This is a genomic window from Lysinibacillus telephonicus, from assembly GCF_039654155.1.
GTDB classification, from domain to species: domain Bacteria; phylum Bacillota; class Bacilli; order Bacillales_A; family Planococcaceae; genus Ureibacillus; species Ureibacillus telephonicus.
Genome location: NZ_CP155468.1, coordinates 1661304 through 1683339, shown reverse-complemented (window position 1 = coordinate 1683339; position 22036 = coordinate 1661304). Strand labels below are relative to the sequence as shown.

Below are 22036 nucleotides of genomic sequence, written 5' to 3'. Positions count from 1 at the left end.
CTCCCCGGGAAAGGGGATGACGCCCGTGACAGTATTTGAAGCATTAATGTTTGCAATAACATTCGCAACATTGATTGTATCAATACTATCAGAAAACCATAAAAAATAACCCATCCTTGAGTTAACGGCTCAGATGGGTTACCCCTATTAAACAGCCAACCCCTTTAGGGACCAACTATTATGCTTGACTACTTGATGTTGTAGCATCGGGTAGTCTTTTTTAAGTTACGTTCTTATTACCTTAATTATACATAATTTTTGTAGTTTTACAAGAATACATCTTATCCAAAACATTTCGTTAAGGATTCCCCTTTTGTACGCCTCACTTTGAGCAGAATAATAGGCATTTGGAAGCGAAATTATTTTCCCTTGCCCAGGCTCTGTTCCTTTTCTCCCCAGTTAATTTCAGTCCCAGAATGTTGAATACCGTATATATTTCACAAACTTATCATTCTAAAATAATAGTCATCTTTAAGTAAAAAAACAATAATGTAAAAAAGAAGTAGTTCCATGAAAGAGACTACTTCTTATGTTTTATTTCCCTTGTTTTTCAACTATATTTTTTGCAATGAAACCTCCATGAAACTTCCCATTTTCAATAAAAATTTCATTGGCATTATTGCCTGCAGCGAGTACTCCGGCAATATATAAATTTTCTACGTTTGTTTCCATTGTTTCCGGATCATAAGTTGGGCGTCCTGTATCCTCATCAATAGTTACACCCATTGCACGAATAAATGTATGATCTGGGTGATATCCAGTCATGGCAAAAACAAAATCATTTTTAATTACGACTTCCTTGCCTCCTATATTTAATACAACATCATTGTCGTGTATTTCTTTCACTGTTGAATTAAAGTGCATCGTAATTTCTTCATTTCGCACAAGTGCTGCAAATTCCGGCAAAATCCATGGCTTAATGCTAGAAGAATAGTCGCTGCCTCGATAGCAAACAGTTACCCGTGCTCCTGCTTTATTTAATTCCAAAGCAGCGTCTACTGCTGAGTTTTTTCCGCCAATAACTAACACATCTGTATCAAAAAACGGATGTGCTTCTTTAAAATAATGATACACTTTCGGTAAATTTTCACCTGGAATGTTCATATAGTTCGGTTGGTCATAGTAACCCGTAGCAACGACAACATAAGGTGTTTCATATATTGCTTTATCAGTAGTAACTGTAAAAAAGCCGTTTTGCTCTTTTATTACAGACTCTACTTTTTCAAAACGATTGACATGGACATTTTTCAATTTAACGACTTCACGGTAATAAACAAGCGCCTGATTACGATGAGGTTTTCGTTCTTCCGTAATAAATGGCACATCACCAATGCCCAATTTTTCACTTGTACTAAAGAACGTTTGATGTGTAGGATAATTATAAATGGCATTTACAATATTCCCTTTTTCTATAACAATCGGCTTTAATCCTATATTTTGCAATTCAATTGCTGCTGATAAACCACAAGGTCCTCCACCAACAATAACAGCATCTACTTTTTGCATCCTAAAACATCTCCTTAAAACCTTAACTACTAAATATTATACTGCTACTTATTTGCCAATTGTTTTAATCTGCTCAAAAAAGCAGGCATCCTGCTTATTCTAGAAGTTCCTACCCCCACTGAGAAGAAGGCACTTTGCTTTTAGTTGAAGACCACAACTCGAAGGGCACTTTAAAAACTTTTCATTTAGTAAAATTCAAGTCAATCATGTGACATTGGGGTTTTGCGCCTAATCTCATTGGCAGCAATGTTGTTCCATAACCATTACTAATTATAGTTGCAACACCATCATTCATCTTAAATGAACCATGTGGATGTATCCCAAATTTACCTAGCCTTATTTGACCTCCATGCAAATGTCCTCCTAGCATTACGTCTGCATGATATTGTTGCCGCACCTTGTAAAATACTTGCGGATTATGAGAAATAAATACGATATAATCCTCTTCATTTGTTTTTTCAAATGCCATATCGAATTGTGCATTTTTAGTAGAAGTATCATCGATTGCACTTAACCAAATTTTATTATGAGAGTTTGGCAATGTTAATGCGTCATTTTCAATGATGTGCACATCCAGTTCACTAAAAATGCGGCGAAGCCTTTGCTCTCCCACTTCACGATCATTGTTTCCCCAAACAAAATAAATAGGACCCAATTTCTTTAGTAAATTTATATTTTGGTAAATACGCTCTATTGGTGTACGTTTATCAGCAAAGTCTCCGCCAATAATCACTGCATGTATTGGTCTATCTATTCGTTTTATCATTTGCTCGTCAATTTTACGTACATGAACGTCTGAAATGAAAAAAAACCTCACTTGTTCATTGTCACCAGCTAATTCAATGCTATGATGGAGCAAATTGTTTTCAAAAGCTTGCTTAATCATAAATAGGACTAAGCCAATGCAAATGACTAGAACGAAAAGCAAAACTATCATTCATATGTTCCTCCGTTCTAAAGAAGAAAAGCGCAAGTTCCTGCCCCTACTCCTGTATCTGCGCTTTCGCCCCACATTTTATCCATAAAGCAAGTTTTATTATTTCCTTAACAAACAAAAAGACGAGGCGGAAAAACAGATACCGTCGTCTTTTTAGTATTTCATTCGCAATTAATGCAAATGAGTACATATAAATTTAGTATATGAAATAACAAAACAAATTACACTAATTAGGTATTATTAGTGATTGTCCAACCGAAATGCTATCAGAATTTAAATTATTTGCAGCTTTAATTTTTTCAACACCGCTTGCATCATTATAATACTTCAATGCAATGCGGAATAAATTCTCATTGGGTTGTACAGTATGTACTTGTCCATTTGCTTGCTGCTCTTGCTGTTGCTCCTGCTCTGACTGCTGTTGTTGATTATCTTGTTCTTTATTTGCATCTTTAGCATCAGTTTGTGTTTCAGCTTGAACTGTTTTTTCTTCTTCAGTTATTTCTTTATCTTCAGCTTCCACATCAGAGTCAATTACTGCCTCGTCCTTTTCTTTGCTATTAGCCGACACAATATTATTTGTTTGCAATTCAACAACAGTTCCATCCTCTTCATTTTCAGCTACTTCAGGTTCATTAGGATTATAGAAGAATGATACATAAACTAATATCATAATAGGAATACCAAGTAGTAAAAATAATAATATCGTCATTAATGGATTTTTTCGTTTTTTCTTTTTAACACTACGGCGTGAACGTGACATTCTCGAGTTTTGTTGTTCTTCGAATTCTATTAATTGACGATGTTCTTCAATTTTTTCTCTATAATCTTCATTACTCATGAGTACCACCTCCAACACTATCTTTACTAATTATGACGAAATTTCTCTAAAAAGTAAATGATGGTAAGAGATATTTCCATAGATTTTTGCCTTAAATTAACTCAATTCGACAAAATATTACAAATTTCCTATAAGTAACTTCTCAATACGCTTTTGCCAAGACATTTCATCATGCCCTAGTTCTACTTGTTGGCGCGGGTTTATAATTTCTTGAAGTGAAATTCCGCAAGCTGAACAACAATTATCGGGATTTTTTTCTAAATTTTGACCAAAATATTGAACAAGCATTTTTCGCATACATTGACTCGTTTTAACAATTCGCATCACCTCATTAACCTCTTGAAGTTTTTCATTTTTCATGTTTTGAAGAACATTTTTCACTTCATTAGTAGAAAGTTGATTCATCCAATAATTAAGTACTCGAAAGCCAGTTTCAGATATTTCCCCGTTATTAATCATATTACTCGGAGGTTCATTCCTTACTTTGTAATTGTCATAGATTTCAATATGTACCTCATTAGGCAACTCATCAATTCCAATAAACCTTGCAAAGTCCTCATCACCTTCTGCATAAAGAAGAATAGCTACGGCATCTTTTCCATCGCGGCCAGCTCGTCCTATTTCCTGCATATAATTCGCCATATTCGAAGGAATGGACTCATGTATTACTTGCCGTACATTTTGTTTATGAACACCCATTCCAAAAGCATTTGTTGCAACAATCCATTCAAGAGAACCGTTAATAAATTGCTGCTGTATAAACTGACGATCTAAAGTATCTTTCCCGCCATGATAGGCTGCTGCAGAGAGTCCTGCTTGCAACATTTTTTCGCTTATCATTTCTGTTTTTGTACGTGATTGTGTGTAAATAATCCCTGGACCTTCAGTTTCAGTTGTATGTCTTAAAATCCAATCAATTTTATCCTCTCGATCATAAAACATAAATTTAGTCAAATGTATGTTCGGTCGATCAACTGAATGAATGTATTCAAAAGGCTCCTTCATTTTTAGGTAGTCTTTTATATCACCAACTACCTTATCTGTTGCAGTTGCAGATAAAGCTAAAATAGGCGGTCTATTGTCATTTCCTACTACTTCTCCAATACGCAAATAATCTGGTCGGAAATCAAACCCCCATTGTGAGATACAATGTGCTTCATCTACTACAATTAATGAAAGTTCCATAGTGTTTAATTTTTGAAGTACTTGCTGCTGCATAAGCATTTCTGGTGAAATAAAAATAAAGCGATAGTGATGTAAGGCTTGTACAACATTTCTTTTTTGATGTGCATTTAAAAATGAATTTAGTGCAACAACTCGCTTTTCTTTAAATTGCTTTAATTGATCGACTTGATCCTGCATAAGTGACAATAGAGGTGAAATGATTAAAACCGGTTTATTAAATATGTAACCGGGAAGCTGATAGCAAAGGGATTTCCCCATACCAGTTGGAAGTAAAGCTAAAACGTCATTTCCCATAAGGATTTGTTCAATAACTTCTTTTTGCCCAGGTCGAAAGGAAGTATAACCAAAATATTTTTCTAATAATGCTTCTAGCTGCACTATAAATCCCCCCTTGCTAGTACGAGCCGCAATTGAAAATAAGTTAAATGAGGCAATACTTCATGCAATACTTTAAGTTTTTTCGTATTATAGTCTTCTATCGCATTTAAAACTAACTGTACATCCCGTCCGCTTATAAATTGCTCAATAGAGAAATGAGGCTCATTCATTGCGAGTTCAACAATATGATCTTCAATTGTACTAATTTTTAGTCCGCGTATTTTACTAATTTGTTCTATTGAATAACCCTGTAAAAAAAGCTGTGTACTTTGAAATGCTGAGCCGGTTAATGGAATGTTAATACGAACGTTTTGTGCAACATTATTTAATAAAGGATACTGCTCAGCTTGAGAGGTAATGCTATTTAGCCAACTATGTAAACCTGCAATATATAGCAGTTGAATATCCATCTCGGATACCTTTTCAATGAAGCTTAATTGCTGCCAAGTAAACCCGGCAACCTCATACCCTGCTAAACGATTTATAATAATGCTCTTAACTTTCTCTTCAATATGAGTATTTTCTAAACTATGAATCATCTCAGCCATTAATTGTTCATGAATTGTTCCTTCTTGAAAATTGTTTATTAACAAGAAATTTTTTACCCATTGCTGAATCACCTCATCTTTTTGAATAGGAATAAACGACATCTGCCCTGCCTTTTTATGTGAAAGACTTTGTATTATTAATGATAGTCGTGCAAAAAAAACATGCTCGTTTCCTCGATAATGCCATCCATCGAATGGTAAATTTCCTATGTCCTCAATATGATTATTCATAAGCTCATAAGAACCTGCTTCATCAGTCCTTATAAACTGTTTTTCTATTAATAAAGAAATCTCTTCATCATATTTTTTTCTTGATAGTTTTGGCAAGATTCCAAAAAAATGATGCAATTGATATATCCCTACATCTTGAATTGTTTGTCCTGAACGTTTCCCCCTCAATAAATGGAATGGTGCAGAAATAGTACGTTCCTGGTTCAACTTGTGGAAAATTTGCATAAGAATCTGTTGGAAAATCAAAATCAAATCCTCCGTTTTCGTAGTATTTATGTTGAAAAGTAATTTAAACAGATTTAGAATAGAAAAGAAGCTTAATGGAGCGCACGTAAAAAAGGAGAGATAATCATGCCAAAATATACTATTGTAGATAAAGATACATGTATCGCATGTGGCGCTTGTGGTGCTGCAGCCCCAGATATTTACGATTATGATGATGAAGGTATTGCCTTCGTTATTTTAGATGATAACATGGGTACTACAGAAGTTCCAGAGGATCTATTAGAAGATATGCAGGATGCATTTGAAGGCTGCCCTACTGATTCAATTAAAGTTGCAGATGAATCATTTGATGGCGATCCTTTAAAGTATGAATAATTTATGTGAGGTTGAAGCAAAGGGCCACTTTTGTGACAACCTCATTTTTTATTTCGGTAAAAGCACAGAAAATGTCTCCGACAAAAAGGGACGTCTCAAAATGCTGTGAGACGTCCCCTTTTTTGCAGCGAAAGGCAAACCATTAGTCCTTCTCAATTTGTACCGAAAGCGAAGCGATAGGTACAATTTTTCTACAACGAGGGCAAAGCGACAAGTTTAAAAACTTGATATAAAATAAAGAAAACTGTCCTAGAAGTTTGTCATACATACTTCTAGGACAGCAGACTTTTCCTAATTCGAAGTAAATTAAGAATTATTTCCAATCTATTCTATCATCAATAAAATTTATTTTGCTTCACAAATAGAGTTTATAGTAAAACATCTAATGAGAAAGATTTCCTCATTAAATAAAATAGGTTAATTTAGAAATATGTTTCGCTTTCCCTATCAATAATTAATTCAGTAATTTTTACATCTGATGGTATTAAAGGATGTTGACGAATGACGCTGACAGTATTTTGCGATCCAACTGATAGCACATTCCCATCTAACCATTCACTTAAATTATTTCCAGAAAATTCAGGCTTGCAATTTTCAAAAAGATAATTTAGAATTTGAATCTTCTCTAATGATTCCTTTTCTTGAATAACTTTACTTAGTGTAGTTAGTGAACTCTTTTGTTGATCTTCTTTAGGAGTTATTACAACTATCTCTTGAATATTGTGCTGATAAAGAGCAATAATGATATCCCTCATTATATCATCAAAAGGTGACATAACAGGACTATCGTATTGTAAAACAATACTATTTTCCTTTTGTTTTATTAAATTGTCTATTTCTATATCAGCACAAGTTATATATAATGCTTTTATATTTTCAGCTTTATTCATCAAATTCACTCCATACAATGATTGAATTCTACTTAATTATTAAACTTTAACTGACCATTTATTAAATAAATTAAATACAATCGTCATAACTTGCTTTGTAAATCATCCGAAAGTTTAAAGACCATAATTCGTTCTCCAGTTTTCGTGCTTAAATCGGTATAAAAGCTAACTACTTCTTCACCTGTTATCTCTAATAGTATTTCTTTTAGTTCGTCTACACCTGATTCCACTAAATTGTTTCGATTTATTTTTACTGATAACAATCCTTCTTTATCTTGGCACACAGAATACTCTGCAGGAGTTAATATTCCTTTTAGGACTACAATTACCATATCGCGTAAAATATCTGATTTAACAGATACAGAGCCGCGTCCAAGATAATTTTTCTCCCAGTGAGTTAAGGCTTTACTTATTTCCGCTTCAATAGATCCTTTTGATTTTTCCATAATGACTTCCTTTCATCCTGTTCCACATATCGTTGTTACACATATTTTTTAAAATTTTTTCTTCACCTTTAATCAACATAACCTAAAAAATACTTCTTCATTAATTAAATAAGTTGTAATTTTTGCTACAGACAATTTAGTTAATGCCAACTTTTCCAATTCCCTTCTGGATCAATAGAAGCAAGTCGAATCCATCCATTACGAACCTTTTGAAGAAATGTTTGATTTTGATCAAATAGTCGTTCCACATGCTCTTTTGGTGCTTCAATCACTACTAGCAGTCTTAGTGGATCATGATACCCCTCTTGATCTGACTGCATTACCGACTGCCAAGGAAGACCACTTAATAGGTCACTTGCATTGCCCTGCATAACCCCAATTCCAGCAGTAGCTGTTTGGGTTGTTTTATTTCCACTTCCATAATAATGAGGAACAACAGTGGAAGCGTAATATTGCAGATTAATCCATTGAGCAACTGTTGTAGGGCCAGAAATAATATTTCCGAGTATCGTGCCGTCTTCATCCTTGTGCCAGTTATAGCTGTGTAGAAAAGTTCTTCCATCTAAATTATAGTTTCGAGTAAGCTCCCGATTTCCAATAATAAAAGCTGCATTACGCGCCAGCCCCCATTCTGGCCGTACTTCACTCCAATCCTCTCCCAAGCGTTGCGCTTCTGCCTTAGGATTCTTGGAACTAATTATACTACTAGGTAATTTTACAATTCTTTCAGTAGTAGCTTGGTTGCTCACCTCTGGCAATACTGCTTGGATGCAGTCAAATGCCTCCTTTGCCTTATTTGAAAGTTCAGGAACATATATCCACTGTAGCTCATCCATTGTTGTAATATGCTCCGCAGCTGCAAAGACGGTCTCTTTTGGAATACAAATTCCATCCTCATTGAGAGCTTTTCTAACCTCTGGAAGGTTACACAAAGTTGCCAATACTCTGGCATTAAATCCACTAGATGCCCCCCCACATGCACCACAATCTAATGCAGATGCATATAAATTGTTCGTACTGTGACTGCCATGACCACAAATCACTACTAAAGGCGCAAAATCTTCTATCAAGCCCATCATGTTCAATGCTTGCCGAGTATAATGAACTTTCTCTTCTTCAGTGAACCCAATAGGCAACTCTGTTTCTGAGGTTTGTATACGATTAAGTGATAATTGTGTAGATGGTTTGCGAAGCCATGCTTCTTTAGTTTTTCGGAATAGAATACCTGTACCTCTTGGAAAAAAACTACGAGCTATTGTTTGTAAACTTAACCATGCACCAGTTATTTCAGGCAATATCAAACTTGAAGACATATTGTATTTCATCTTTTTGAATGTGTTGCTTAGTAAACTAACCGTTTGCTGACGTTGTTGATATGATTTGAAATTAGGCTCTGACGAAAATTCATTCACTCTAAATTGTGGTTTAAACAAAATAGGCAAGGATGGATGACTGTGTCTGCTACCTAGTTGACATGTTTCAATCGGTAAACCGAAAAAGCCAGCTGTTCCAAAGGTCTCAAATGGACCTGCTTCTTCAAGCTTACGACGAAAAGGCTCTGAACGCACATCGATACAAAATGCAAATTGGGCCAATGTTGGCTTTACATTTTCTTCTGCATTGCGCGACTTTGAACTAATGATATTCATCAACTGTGCTTCGTAAGTATGTTCCCATGCCTCAAGCAAAATACGATTACGAACAATTTGATCAAAATCATAGGCTAAAGTCAATCTAGCTTTGATTTCTTTTTGAGATAACTGTAACCAAGTTTTGATAGGCAAGTTGCCCCAATTAGCCCAGGATACAATCAATGATTCTAAAAGTTCTATGTTATCTTCAGTTTTTTTCTGTGGTAAAGGAAGATAAGGTTTGACAAGTGCGTACTCCATACAAATTCGGACTGCTAAGTACTCTGTTAGCAAGTTCATATCCTTATCGTATTGCTGTGAGCGCCAAAGCATCATTCCTGCCCATCCTGGTAAAGCGAGTAAATGGGCTTCTAAATAATCTTGAATCTCTAAAAAAGAAATTTCTAAGCCCAGCAATGCTTCCATTAAAGCTTGATCGGCCTCTCGTGGTAAATCATTTAATCTCTTACGTATACTAGAACTTACAGCTGGATCATAATGGACTAGGCTCCTCCATGAAGAATAAAAACCTTTTTCCCGATTTGGCATAGACCAAGCAGCCTGAGATTCATCCAAAAATAATTTACACCACTTTATCATTTGTCCATTAAGAATTTGGGTTATTTTATCGCTGCTTTCTTTATCTATTCGTTTACTATATGTTTGGACTGTATGTTTTTTGGGAATTTCATATTTTAAACGTAGTAGTTCCTTTGCTATTCTCCTCAGCTCAGTTTTTGGTGAGTATTCGAATGTTTGTTTATCTTGAAAAAGAGCCGCTCGACAGTATTGAATTGCAGCTCCACCAGGTAAATCGAGTGACTTCATATCAAGCCATTGTTGAAGTCTAATTTCAATAAATTCTTGATTAATTTCTCCCCGTTTAAATGCAGACTCTAACACAGAATGACTAGGATAAATATCTATATCACTAATAATTTTAAGTCGTCGTGCAACTTCTTCGAACGATTGCTGCTCCATATCTGCCCAGGGGTTGTGTGCAGCGAATTTCGTTATTGGTCCTACTGGCATAATCACTTTACTTGCGGATTTCACAAAATCATTAATATCTAAATCAACATTACTAGGACTTTTTTCTAAACTTAGAGCTTTCACAAATGTTGTGTTCAACGTAACTTACCTCCTTGAGAAAACATTTGTGTCAAATAACTTGGATGACTTTCGATGACATCATTATGAGGCTCCCCTAACCGTACAAGCCAAAGATAAATAATTGCATAAAATCTAGATAAATGTTTGCGTGTTAGCAAAATAGCTACTACACTAGCGAACAGCAACATTAGTACTATCAATATGGCTGCAATGAATGGTGACTGTATACTTTTTTGAACTGTTCCATCTAAGACACTATGTAAAAGATGATGGATGAAAAAATATACACTGCCTCCCCCTACTAATATGAAAAATCCTGCTACGCGCCCAGTTCTGCTCAAGCCAAATGCCACAAGTTGTATCCAAGCTAAAGATACTGACCATCCCAAAATAAAGGCACTTACTAATTGGTAAACCTCTTCAGGAGAAGTAAGCCAGTATCCAATCCCTACTAGAATACCTACTAGACTTCCTGTAATAATCGTTAATAATGACAATGGTTTTTTCGTATTAAAGCTAGACACATTATTTTGAAATACTGAACCGGCTTGTAAAAAAAGCGTAGACTTAAATAAACCGTGCAACACCGCATGAATAATGGCTGCTAAAAAAGCACCTAATGCACATTGGATTAACATAAATCCCATTTGTGCAATCGTAGAACCAACGAGCTGTCTTTTATAATCAACTTGAACCAACATAATTCCAGTACCTATTAACACGGAAATACTAGAAAATACTAATAAAATAATTTGTACTAAATTCCCTTGAAAAATAGGAGCAAAAAGTGTTAACACTATTCCACCAGCGTTGACAATGCCCGCATGCATAATTGCAGAAATCGGGGTTGGGGCAACTACTGAATCTAATAACCACCGTTGAAACGGAAACTGTGCAGCTGGAATTACAACAGCCACTATTATCAGCAAACTAATGCATGTTCTCTCCCATGAATCAAGCTGTAAAAGACTTTCTGAAGTAAGTACATTCGATAACTGCCAATGATTCGTTGCTTGAGTTAGCCAGACAATTGCAATCGTTAATATTCCCCAACTGAATGCAAATAATAGACCACAAGTCTTTGCTGCATTTCTTGCTACTTCCCATTGCTTTTTTAATCCTATAAGCAAAGTTAGCCCTAGTAGTGTAGCTCCCCAACAAAGCAATAACAATCGAAGATCATTACTAAGCCAAGCAACTGAGTCAGCGATTGTAGTAAATGTCAACAAAGCAAAATATTTTCGATAAGAGCTGTCTCCAAGTAAATAATGAATACAAAAACGCTGAACTATTAAGCTGACAGTTAGTACAAAAAAAGCTACTAGCCACGTTAAGGCATTAAAATGTAACGGACCAACAACTATCGGTTCATTATTAAAAAAAAGTGCTAGTAAGGCAACAAAAGGCGGCAAAGCGCTTAAACCAACATGTATATGAGTAAAAGATAAGGGAGTCTTTGAATATAAAAGGATTAAACAGCTCATTGCAGAAATTGCAAGGAGTATTAAAAATACCACTGGTAATAAACCAGAATCCAAGGAATTTAACATTTATCTTTCCCCACTGAAAATTGTTGAATGTAAGTAGCTGACATATCGAACATATAATTCATATCTCCCTGCTTCATAACTAATCATTCCTTTCTAAAAGGTTATTTTTTAAAAGAAAAAAACCGACAATTTCTAAAGTTATGGCATATATAGCCAATAAACTTTGAAAATTGTCGGTTTACTTTTAACTAACCTAAGCTAGGTTTTTTAAATAGTCTACCCTTTATATACATAGCTTTTTCAAGTTTTCTACTTCGCTTTTTTAAATAGTCAATATCAAATTATTAACTATTGTACTAAAGTTAGTATAAAACTAGATAAAATTTATTTATGATTTTAAATTCTAATATTTAGAAAACATTCTGTCAAGTTCAATGTAATTGGACTCTTCCAAATAATGATAAAAACATCATCAGTTATTTTGCTTCACGTGATTTTTTTAAGATGTAAGCAGCTAACAAAAAGAAACAGCCAAGACCAAACCCAGTATATTCGTTTATTTGAACAATTGGTCCAAACGGTTCAAGTGAAATATTTATGAAGAGTACAATCGCCCATATAGAACCAATTAAAATGCCTAGACTCCATAATACGCTTCCCTTGTTTTTTGCACGATTGAATGCATTCTTCTTTAACATTACAAAAACAAAATATACTATAAGAAATAAACTTCCCGCAACACATAATGCAGTAATAGCTGCAGTTCCAATATGAATGGTCTGTTCTTCTTTTGAAATTAGTGGCAAAAATCCCCATGCAACTAAAAACCATCCAAATAAAGTTAAAACATTTTCAAACGCGAATTCTAAAACTTCCTTCATGGATTCTTTAGGCAATGATTCAATAATTTCTTCTGCAAGTTGTTGAGGAGATTTGCCAAACACCTGTTCAGCAGTTTTCCCTTCCTTCTGCGCTTCCAATAGGTGATCAAGCATCTCTAATAAAATCTCTTCAGTGGCACGTTCTTTTCGAAACAAATTTGACCGAATATAAACTAGTAAATTTTCATAGTAGTTTTCATTTTCCGGTAGTAGTAGTTTTCGTTTCTCATTATTTTGTTTAATAAGCTCTTTCACTGTTAACGTCATCTTTCATCACTCCCTAGGATATTTGAGATTGGCGTTGCTATTTGATTCCATTCTTTGCGAATTATTTCCAGTGCCTGTTTTCCTTCCTCTGTTATGCCATAATACTTTCGATTGGGCCCAGTTTGAGACGGTCTCATTTCTCCAACGATGAATTTATTTTTCTGCAATCTTAACAATACTGGATAGATTGTTCCTTCACTTACATCCTCTAATCCTTCTGACTGCAACTTTTTTGATAATTCATAGCCATAAACTTCTTCCTCTTCAATTATTGCAAGAACACAACCATCTAAAATACCTTTTAGTAGTTGGCTTCGAATAGACACTCCTTATCCCCCTTTCAAGTTTTACATTATAGTAAATTAAAATCTATCTTGTTATACAAAGTAGTTAGTTATACTATATTGCATAACAATATAGCTGTCAACTATTTTGTTATGCAAGATACTACTATATAGACATTGATTTTTATATTGTGAACTGTTAAACTCATAATTAGTAGTTGGTACTAATAACTGATATTATTTTAATAGAAGAGAGGTTTGTTAAATGGACTTATTACAAATAAAAGATAAAACAATTGTAGTTATGGGAGTAGCAAATGAACGAAGCATTGCTTGGGGAATTGCAAAAAAACTTTTAGAAGTCGGCGCGAACGTTATTTTTACATATCGCAAAGAGCGTTCAAAAAGTAAAATTGAAAAACTTTTAGCAGACTATACAGAGCACACGACTGCTACCATTGAATGTGATGTAAATAGTGATCAAAGCATTGCAAAAGCATTTACTCAAATTGGGGAACAATTTGGCACTATCCACGGAATTGTTCACTCTGTTGCATTTGCACATGCAGAAGATTTAAAAAATCGTTTTGTAGAAACGACACGCGAAGGCTATGCCTTTGCACAAGATACTAGTGCATATTCATTAGTAGCAGTAGCTAAGGCTGCACTTCCTTACATGACTGAAGGTGGTTCAATTGTAACAATGAGTTACTTAGGTGCTCAACGTGTTCTTGATGGCTACAATGTAATGGGTGTTGCAAAAGCTGCACTTGAAGCTGCAATGCGTTATCTTGCAGCTGATCTTGGTGCGGAAGGCATTCGCGTTAATGCTATCTCAGCTGGTGCTATTCGTACATTAGCAGCTAAAGGCGTTCCAAGCTTTAATACAATTCTGCATAAAATCGAAGAAACAGCACCTTTAAAACGTAATACAAACCAAGAAGAAGTGGCAGATATGACACTTGTTATGTTAAGTCATCTATCTAGAGGCGTAACAGGAGAAACAATTTACATCGACTCAGGTTACAATATCATGGGATAAAAAGTTTTAAAAATAGTAAAAGGGCACTACAATTGTGTAATGCCCTTTTGTAATTTTTATAGCTTTTCTAATAGTAAATAATATGTGTATATTACTTAATTTAAAAAACTTTTTTACTATAAATTCGAATGGAAAACAGCCATGAAATAATATAGAGGAGCATTACCGAAAAAATAATCAGTAAATACATTTGAGTATTACTGAAAGATAACATAATTTGAATTAAATCTCTTATCCTATCATTTAAATCGACAATAAATGTATTAACAATAACCATATAAATAACAAAAGAAACACCAAATCCAATCAATAAATACTGACTTTTAAAAAAATATGAAAATGGAAAAGCGAGTGATATAAATATACCAACAATACTAATAGTGATTAAAATTTGTTCCCGTTGAAGTATTTCTTTATGAATAACCAAATTCCCAATAAAAATTGTAAACAAGACTAGTAAAGTAAAAACGCACGCACTAATATATTTTGAACTAACAATCTCTTTTCGTGTATACGGCAATGAATTTAATAAAAGATTGATTGAAGATTTTTCATCAAATGCAAAAGCATTCATAATGACTACGACACAAAAAACTATAGATACCCAAGTTACAGAAGAACCTGATAATAAATAGATTATTAATAAAGGCAGCATAATTAATAGTGTATTTTTCTGTAATAAAATGTCTTTACGAACGAGATTCAACATTTTCTTCTCTTCCCTTCTTTGTATACAGCATTATATCTTCAAGTGTCGGTTTCTCCATAATAATTGCTTCTCCGAAAATATCCTCAATTCGTTTTTTATTTGCCGTCAAAGCTTCAAATCCATGATTAGATTTTCTAATAGCGATAAATTCGCGTTCAGTGTCGCGGTCTAATAGATTCGTTCCGCCTTTCACAATTGCATATTCTTCCTCAATTTTATAATACTCCTTCGTAAAAATATGTTCTCCGTTGTGAATAAACGCTATATAATCAGCTATCCGATCTAAATCTGTTGTAATATGTGTTGAAAAAAAGATGGTTCTTTCACCATTTTGCATAAGGTCATGGAGAATATCTAGTAGTTCCCTACGATATATTGGATCTAATCCTGATGTTGGTTCATCCATGATAATTAGTTCAGCATGATGTGACAGCGCAATAGTCAAAGATGCCTTCATCATCATTCCCTTTGAAAGGTGTTTTATTTTCTTGTTTAATGGTAGTTCAAATTTTTCTACGTAATGATTAAAAAGCTCATCGTCCCACTTTTTATAAGCAGGTTTAACAAGTTTCTTCATTTCATTTAATGTTATATTTTCATAAAAAATATTTTCATCAAATACAAAGCCGATTCGTTGCTTTATTTCTTTCTCGTGCTTTTTGTAATCCAATCCAAAAATTGAAATGGATCCACTATCTGGTTGTAACAAATTTAAAATCAACTTGATTGTAGTGGACTTCCCTACTCCATTACCACCAATGAATCCAGTAATAAACCCTTTCTTAACCGATATATTTAAATCTTTCAGTTGAAATCCTTTAAATACTTTATTTACATCTTTTAGTTCAATTACATTTTCCATCATACGTCCTCCTTATATAACATCGTAAGAAGCTCCTTTAATTCCGCTAATTCAATACCTATTTCTTTACTATTTTGTATGGCTGCAATTAACTGTTCTTCTATCACTTTCAATTTCCGTTCCCGAATCATTTCATTATTTTGTTCAGAAATGAATGAACCTTTTCCAACTACTGAGTAAATAAAACCGTTTTTTTCTAATTCCTCATAGGCACGCTTTGTTGTTATAACACTTATGTCTAAATCCTTCGCTAGTTGTCTCATTGAAGGTAAAGATTGTCCAGCCTGCAGCTCATTCGTCAAAATTTGTTTTTTTATCTGAGAATAAATTTGCTCATAAATTGGTTCCTTTGAATTATTAGAAATGATAATTTGCATGCAAATACCTCTTTTGCAATATTGTATATATACTATATATACAATATACACACATTGTGAATGATTTACAAATATTTTTTCAAAAAATTGGTTCAATGATTTTATAATTTTGATACTTTACAATTTCTACAAACGGATATTACTTGCTATGCTAGTTGTTATCAAAATAAAAAAGACATATGTCCTTTACAGAACATATATCACCTTTGAATTATATTAAGCTTATTAATAAACTCAATTTTCTTTACCTACAAAATTATTTTACACCTAATTTTTCCTCCAGCATTTCTTCTGTTACAGGTCCGATTATTTGTTCAACCAAAAATCCTTCTTCATTAACAATCATACTTGTTGGGAGTGTCAAAATTTCATAGTTAATTGAAACTTGCCCCTTTTTATCTAGTAAAATAGGCATCGTCAAATGGAAATCGTTAGCAAACTTTCGAATTGGTTCAATTCCACCTTCTTGATCCGTTAAATTGACCGCAAGAATAACGGCATTGTTATCTTCTGCATGCTGTTCATAATAATTTTGTAAAATCGGCATTTCTTCAGTACAAGGTGGACACCATGTTGCCCAAAAGTTTATTAAAATTTTCTTTCCAAGGTAATCCGAGAGTTTCAATGTTTTCCCGTCCAACGTCATTAATTCGAAATCTGGAGCTGGTATATTTAAAGCCGATACTTCAGGCTGCTGTTCCATATGTTCATGATCGTGACTATATAGCACAGATTCATCAATATCAACATAGAAACTCCCCGCATCACCCTGATTATCTTCTACTTGTCCTACTGATGTATGTATTTCTTTCTCTTTTATTACTGGTTGATTTACTTCATTCAGGGCTTCTCCACCATTTTCTTCTTTGTGGAAATTTGAGATGATGCTCCATACAATCGCTAATAATAAAACTGCTGATAATCCAATAGACGTCAAGTATCTTATCACCCTCGACTCTCCTAACCTCTTTTTCTATAATATATGAATAAAAAAATGAGAGATGATGTAATTTGCAAAAATAAACAATCATGAGTTTTTTACACCCAACCCTGGCATGAAAATAAGTACCTTCGGTTCATAATGGTAATGACACAAACAGGATGTAAGACGTGGCTTTTTTTGGTGGCTTTGACCCTGTAAAATAAACTGTTTGAGTGAATTTGGTGTTCAACCCTTTGTTAGCTCCACTTGATAGTAGGATGACTACGTACAGAAAAATGCTTATCTTCAAATTCACTCACTGTTTGTGATCTTAATGAATCGGAGTGATTTCATGGAAGTATTTATTGAGAAGTGTGCAGGTTTAGACGTACATTCAGAAACGATTGTAGCTTGTGTTATTAAAGGTAATCATGAAGACGAAATGTATATAGAGACCGAAACATTTCCAACACTCACAAAAGATTTATTTAGGCTTTTAAAATGGTTAGAGGGACATGAAGTTACACATATTGCAATGGAAAGTACGGGTGTGTATTGGAAACCTGTATTTAACATCTTAGAAGATTTCTTTGATATCACGTTAGCTAATGCCCAGCGAATTAAAAATGTACCCGGAAGAAAAACAGATGTTTCAGATGCAGAATGGATAGCGAAGTTATTACGTCATGGTTTGATAGAAAAGAGCTTTGTTCCCCCTGTAAATATTCGTGAACTCCGAGATTTAACGAGACTACGTAAAAAGTGGATTAGTCATTTAGTTTCAGAGAAAAATCGAATCCAAAAGGTATTAGAATGTTCAAATGTCAAACTAAGTACAGTAATCTCGGATGTATTTGGTGTATCAGGTCGAAAACTATTAAATCGATTAATTGAACAAGGCTATGTCGACGAAACGGATGTAGAAAAAGATATTCATGGGAAGTTGATTCCGAAAAAGCAATGGATTACAGATTCCTTATTTGGAACAATAAATGAGCATCAAATCTTCTTGATTCGTCAGTCCTGGCAACATATTCAATACTTAGAAACCTTAATTTCAGAAATCGAAGAACGGGTGGATCAACTACTTCAAAATTATCAAGAAGAACTACAGTTGTTAATTACCATACCAGGAATAAGTAAAGATACTGCAGCTGTAATTATTGCAGAAATAGGAGTAGAAATGGAACAGTTCCCGACATCTCAACATCTTGCATCATGGGCAGGAGTTTCACCAGGGAATCACGAAAGTGCTGGGAAAAGGAAGAGTACACGTACAGTGAAAGGAAATCCTCATATAAAATCCGCTATGTGTGAAGCAGCGTGGGCTGTTTCAAGAAGTCGAAATCGATGGCTGGCAAACAAATATTGGTCATTAGCAGCACGAAGAGGAAAGAAAAAAGCACTCGTTGCGATCTCGCATCGAATGCTTCGGGTTATTTACTCCATGTTATTAAACAAGGAGCCTTATAAAGAACCCCAAATGTCATAACTTAACCAAAACCAAAAAGTAATATACAAAGTTACCCCACAACAGGTAGCTCTGCTTTCTTATTGGCTTTTTTCGGTCAATTTAAGAATAAACATATTTGATTAATAGTATTCAAAGACCGAAGGGATTAATTATTTTCACAGAAAAAATCTTATCTCTATAGCAACTATATTTTTGCCTTCGAAATTTGAGTTCTTTAATACAAATAAAAAAGCTTAGGGAAATTCCCTAAGCCTAAAAGTATCAACTCAATTAGTTCAAAACTAATCTTAGTACATTTTAATGTACTGATCGCGTTCCCATGGATGAACAGCCGTACGGAACATATCATATTCAATTTCTTTCGCTTCTTTGAAGTTAGAATAAATGTGTTCTCCAAGTGCAGATTTGATTACCTCGTCTTCTTCTAAGTAAGCAAGAGCTTCAAGTAAAGAGCCTGGTAAACTATCAATGCCATTTTCTTTTAGTTCTGCAGAATTCATAACATAGATGTTACGATCTACTGGTGCTGGCGGTGTTAAACCATTTCGGATGCCATCTAAACCTGCTTCTAAAAGAACAGCTAAAGCTAAATATGGGTTAGCTGATGGGTCAACTGAACGTAATTCGATACGTGTAGATAGACCACGAGAAGCCGGGATACGGATTAATGGTGAACGATTGCGAGCTGACCAAGCAATGTAACATGGTGCTTCGTATCCAGGTACTAAACGTTTGTAAGAGTTTACTAATGGGTTAGTAACTGCAGTGAACGCTTTTGCGTGTTTCATGATACCAGCCATAAATTGACGTGCTGTTTCTGATAATTGTAAATCTGCGCTTTCATCAAAGAATACGTTTTTGTTGCCGCTGAATAATGAAAGGTTTGCGTGCATACCAGATCCATTTACACCGAATAATGGTTTTGGCATGAATGTAGCATGTAAACCATGTTTACGCGCAATTGTTTTAACAACTAATTTAAATGTTTGAATGTTATCACATGCTTCAACAGCATTTGCATATTTGAAGTCAATTTCATGTTGTCCTGGTGCTACCTCATGGTGAGAAGCTTCGATTTCAAAGCCCATTTCTTCAAGTTCTAATACGATATCACGGCGGCAGTTTTCACCAAGGTCTGTTGGTGCTAAGTCGAAGTAACCACCGTCGTCATTTAATTCTAAAGTAGGGTTGCCTTTTTCATCTAATTTGAATAAGAAGAATTCTGGTTCTGGCCCTAGGTTAAAGCTTGTAAATCCAAGCTCTTCCATATTTGCTAGAACTCGTTTTAAGTTTGAACGTGGGTCGCCAGCGAATGGTGTACCATCTGGGTTTACGATATCACAAATAAGGCGTGCAACTTTCCCTTTCTCAGCTGTCCATGGGAAAATTACGAAAGTATCTAAATCTGGTTGTAAATACATATCAGATTCTTCGATACGAACGAAACCTTCGATTGATGAACCGTCGAACATCATTTTATTATCTAATGCTTTATCTAATTGACTTAATGGAATTTCTACGTTTTTAATTGTACCTAGAATATCCGTAAATTGTAGACGGATATATTTAACGCCTTTATCTTTCACAATTTGTTTAATGTCTTCTTTTGTATACTTAGCCATCTTTTATCCACACTCCTATTATTTAAAGTTAATATAATCTACTCGCCCTTCATTTGAAAAAAGCGAGATAAATCCCCTTGTCTTAGTGACGCCTTTTGCATAATTTGTGCCTGTTGCATTTCCTCACGTAATATTGCCCGGAGTTCAGAATCTGAAATCGATAATTTGTTAGAAGATTTGACATTGTTGTTTTTTCTCATATCAAATACTTTTTTTATCCCTGCCATGTTAATTCCTTGGTCAAGTAGTTCGCGAATTTCTAACAATGCATCTACATCATCTAATGAAAACATTCTGCGATTCCCCTCTGATCTAGCAGGTTCGATTAATTTATGTTCTTCGTAATATCGAATTTGTCTCGCAGTCAACTCCGTTAATTGCATTACCATGCTAATAGGGAGTAACGGCATTGCTCTTCGAAACTCTCGACTCATCGACATCTCCTCCCTTTCATAGCATTATTTTAAACTACGTAACTTATAATAGCAATACCATGTTAGAAAAAATAACATACGGAATTTAGATTTTATTTATCGCAAATTTAGATAAGATAAAATAACAGCATTTTATAGAATTTTCGTTACAATAAACAGAAAATTTAAACTTCCTCTCCTTCTACCTTTTTAAAAATTCTGTCAAATAGCCCATTTGGCAGTTTACTTCACAAAAAAAGCTGTTCTCTAAGTCTATTTACGACTTAAAGAACAGCTTAATTTTAATTATCTACAACAAATATTGCGCTCTTTGATTTTCGATCCATACTTTCATCGTACGGAAAAGTAAAACTGCTACAACCATTAGCATAATTCCTTTAATTATATTAAATGGTAAAATACCTAACACTATCGTTTCTTTCATATCAAACGTACCCCAACCAAGGAAATAAGTGTACATTGGTAAAAAGGCAATATAGTTCAGCAGACTCATACCTACTGACATTGTGATAGTACCTATAATTAATCCACTGATTAATCCTTTCAATGAAGGAAGCTTCTTATAAACATAATATACGGGTAAAATAAACAGAATTCCTGTTGCGAAATTTGCCAGATGTCCTACTGGTACTCCAGTTGGTGTTCCAGAAAAAATCCAATCTAAAATGTTTTTAAATAATTCTACTAGAATACCAGCCATCGGTCCCATCGTAATTGCTGCTATTAAAGCAGGTACATCACTAAAGTCAATTTGCAAAAACACTGGGAACCATGGCAACGGGAAGTTTAGCAGCATTAAAATGAAAGAAATGCTGCTTAGCATCGCAATGGTTACAAAGGAACGCAGCTTAAGCTTTTGATTTTTCATACCAATTTCTCCTCTTTGCTGATTCAACTTAGCAAGAAGAAAGGACAGTCATTTTTTCGTTCTCAATGAAAAATCCCTTACGCTAATAATAAGCATAAGGGAGAAATAGGCACATTGAAATAAAATTCCGAAAAACTGTACGTTAAAGAAGAGCACCATAAAAAGAATACTCAAATAAAAGTATTGCCAATACAAAATAGTATTGTCGATACTTAAACGTACAAATTTCGCAATACATTACGAAACAAAGACTGTACCTTCACCTTCTCCCATCCAGACTATACTGTCGGCTTTGGAATCACACCAAATCCTGCACACTAAAATAAGCGGCTCGCGGGCTGAAGTAGCTTTTATAAAATCCCTCAATCAATTCCAGGAGATTTAAGCTTCTATTACCGCCGGTCGGGAATTACACCCTGCCCCGAAGATGAATCATTATTAAATTTTATTATAGCTCTTATTATAGATTTAAAATAATCCCATGTAAAGAACATTGCT

The 22036-nt window shown here is 34.4% G+C and carries 21 protein-coding genes and 1 riboswitch; of the genes, 3 read left to right on the top strand and 18 right to left on the bottom strand.

Going from position 1 to position 22036, the window contains the following annotated elements:
* Positions 1-534: 534 nt before the first annotated feature.
* From MKY04_RS07945 to MKY04_RS07925, 5 genes are all read right to left on the bottom strand, one after another.
* Entirely contained in the window at positions 535-1506 is a 972-nt protein-coding gene (locus MKY04_RS07945) for a YpdA family putative bacillithiol disulfide reductase (protein ID WP_346235598.1), read from the bottom strand.
* A gap of 181 nt (positions 1507-1687) precedes the next feature.
* On the bottom strand, positions 1688-2443 hold the full coding sequence (locus MKY04_RS07940; protein ID WP_126295179.1) for a metallophosphoesterase: 756 nt from the start codon (positions 2441-2443) through the stop codon (positions 1688-1690).
* 226 nt (positions 2444-2669) lie between these two features.
* Positions 2670-3284, bottom strand: a complete 615-nt coding sequence (locus MKY04_RS07935; RefSeq protein ID WP_126295180.1) for a LysM peptidoglycan-binding domain-containing protein — start codon at positions 3282-3284, stop codon at positions 2670-2672.
* 117 nt (positions 3285-3401) lie between these two features.
* Entirely contained in the window at positions 3402-4847 is a 1446-nt protein-coding gene (locus MKY04_RS07930; RefSeq protein ID WP_126295181.1) for a RecQ family ATP-dependent DNA helicase, read from the bottom strand.
* Positions 4847-5872: a helix-turn-helix domain-containing protein gene (locus MKY04_RS07925; RefSeq protein ID WP_126295182.1), complete on the bottom strand. Its 1026-nt coding sequence runs from the start codon at positions 5870-5872 to the stop codon at positions 4847-4849. Before MKY04_RS07925 ends, MKY04_RS07930 begins: the two co-directional genes overlap by 1 nt.
* A gap of 105 nt (positions 5873-5977) precedes the next feature.
* Here MKY04_RS07925 and MKY04_RS07920 point away from each other — a divergent pair, with 105 nt between their 5' ends.
* Positions 5978-6226 (top strand): ferredoxin, encoded by a 249-nt coding sequence (locus MKY04_RS07920; RefSeq protein ID WP_126295183.1) that lies wholly within the window; start codon positions 5978-5980, stop codon positions 6224-6226.
* 422 nt (positions 6227-6648) lie between these two features.
* On the opposite strand, the gene MKY04_RS07915 is transcribed toward MKY04_RS07920, so the two are convergent.
* The 6 genes from MKY04_RS07915 to MKY04_RS07890 all read right to left on the bottom strand — a co-directional run bounded on the left by MKY04_RS07915 (position 6649) and on the right by MKY04_RS07890 (position 13270).
* Positions 6649-7116, bottom strand: a complete 468-nt coding sequence (locus MKY04_RS07915; RefSeq protein ID WP_126295184.1) for a hypothetical protein — start codon at positions 7114-7116, stop codon at positions 6649-6651.
* A gap of 83 nt (positions 7117-7199) precedes the next feature.
* The gene (locus MKY04_RS07910) at positions 7200-7562 is read right to left on the bottom strand and encodes a DUF2294 domain-containing protein (protein ID WP_126295185.1); all 363 of its coding nucleotides are present in this window, start codon (positions 7560-7562) and stop codon (positions 7200-7202) included.
* Between the two features lie 140 nt (positions 7563-7702).
* Positions 7703-10324: a DUF2309 domain-containing protein gene (locus tag MKY04_RS07905; RefSeq protein WP_126295186.1), complete on the bottom strand. Its 2622-nt coding sequence runs from the start codon at positions 10322-10324 to the stop codon at positions 7703-7705.
* Positions 10321-11856, bottom strand: coding sequence for an NADH dehydrogenase subunit 5 (locus MKY04_RS07900; RefSeq protein ID WP_126295187.1), 1536 nt, complete (start codon positions 11854-11856; stop codon positions 10321-10323). Before MKY04_RS07900 ends, MKY04_RS07905 begins: the two co-directional genes overlap by 4 nt.
* A 416-nt stretch (positions 11857-12272) precedes the next feature.
* Positions 12273-12944 (bottom strand): DUF1129 family protein, encoded by a 672-nt coding sequence (locus tag MKY04_RS07895; protein ID WP_126295188.1) that lies wholly within the window; start codon positions 12942-12944, stop codon positions 12273-12275.
* On the bottom strand, positions 12941-13270 hold the full coding sequence (locus MKY04_RS07890) for a PadR family transcriptional regulator (protein ID WP_126295189.1): 330 nt from the start codon (positions 13268-13270) through the stop codon (positions 12941-12943). Before MKY04_RS07890 ends, MKY04_RS07895 begins: the two co-directional genes overlap by 4 nt.
* A 223-nt stretch (positions 13271-13493) precedes the next feature.
* Here MKY04_RS07890 and MKY04_RS07885 point away from each other — a divergent pair, with 223 nt between their 5' ends.
* On the top strand, positions 13494-14270 hold the full coding sequence (locus MKY04_RS07885) for an enoyl-ACP reductase FabI (protein WP_126295190.1): 777 nt from the start codon (positions 13494-13496) through the stop codon (positions 14268-14270).
* A gap of 100 nt (positions 14271-14370) precedes the next feature.
* On the opposite strand, the gene MKY04_RS07880 is transcribed toward MKY04_RS07885, so the two are convergent.
* From MKY04_RS07880 to MKY04_RS07865, 4 genes are all read right to left on the bottom strand, one after another.
* A complete protein-coding gene (locus MKY04_RS07880; protein ID WP_126295191.1) occupies positions 14371-14979 on the bottom strand; it encodes an ABC-2 transporter permease in 609 nt (202 codons plus the stop codon).
* Positions 14960-15841 (bottom strand): ABC transporter ATP-binding protein, encoded by an 882-nt coding sequence (locus tag MKY04_RS07875; RefSeq protein ID WP_126295192.1) that lies wholly within the window; start codon positions 15839-15841, stop codon positions 14960-14962. The genes MKY04_RS07880 and MKY04_RS07875 overlap by 20 nt, the downstream gene beginning before the upstream one ends.
* Positions 15841-16218 carry a GntR family transcriptional regulator gene (locus MKY04_RS07870; protein WP_126295193.1) on the bottom strand — a complete coding sequence of 126 codons (378 nt, stop codon included), beginning with the start codon at positions 16216-16218 and terminating at the stop codon, positions 15841-15843. The genes MKY04_RS07875 and MKY04_RS07870 overlap by 1 nt, the downstream gene beginning before the upstream one ends.
* Positions 16219-16474: 256 nt before the next feature.
* Entirely contained in the window at positions 16475-17167 is a 693-nt protein-coding gene (locus MKY04_RS07865; protein WP_126295194.1) for a TlpA family protein disulfide reductase, read from the bottom strand.
* A gap of 325 nt (positions 17168-17492) precedes the next feature.
* Between MKY04_RS07865 and MKY04_RS07860 the strand changes: the two genes are divergently transcribed.
* A complete protein-coding gene (locus MKY04_RS07860) occupies positions 17493-18632 on the top strand; it encodes an IS110 family transposase (protein WP_346234614.1) in 1140 nt (379 codons plus the stop codon).
* Positions 18633-18901: 269 nt separating this feature from the next.
* Here MKY04_RS07860 and glnA read toward each other — a convergent pair whose 3' ends face one another.
* From glnA to MKY04_RS07845, 3 genes are all read right to left on the bottom strand, one after another.
* On the bottom strand, positions 18902-20236 hold the full coding sequence (gene glnA / locus MKY04_RS07855) for a type I glutamate--ammonia ligase (RefSeq protein WP_126295435.1): 1335 nt from the start codon (positions 20234-20236) through the stop codon (positions 18902-18904).
* 38 nt (positions 20237-20274) lie between these two features.
* Positions 20275-20670 carry a MerR family transcriptional regulator gene (locus MKY04_RS07850; RefSeq protein ID WP_126295436.1) on the bottom strand — a complete coding sequence of 132 codons (396 nt, stop codon included), beginning with the start codon at positions 20668-20670 and terminating at the stop codon, positions 20275-20277.
* Positions 20671-20959: 289 nt separating this feature from the next.
* On the bottom strand, positions 20960-21538 hold the full coding sequence (locus tag MKY04_RS07845) for an ECF transporter S component (protein ID WP_126295437.1): 579 nt from the start codon (positions 21536-21538) through the stop codon (positions 20960-20962).
* A gap of 257 nt (positions 21539-21795) precedes the next feature.
* Positions 21796-21971, bottom strand: a riboswitch (FMN riboswitch).
* Positions 21972-22036: the final 65 nt, after the last annotated feature.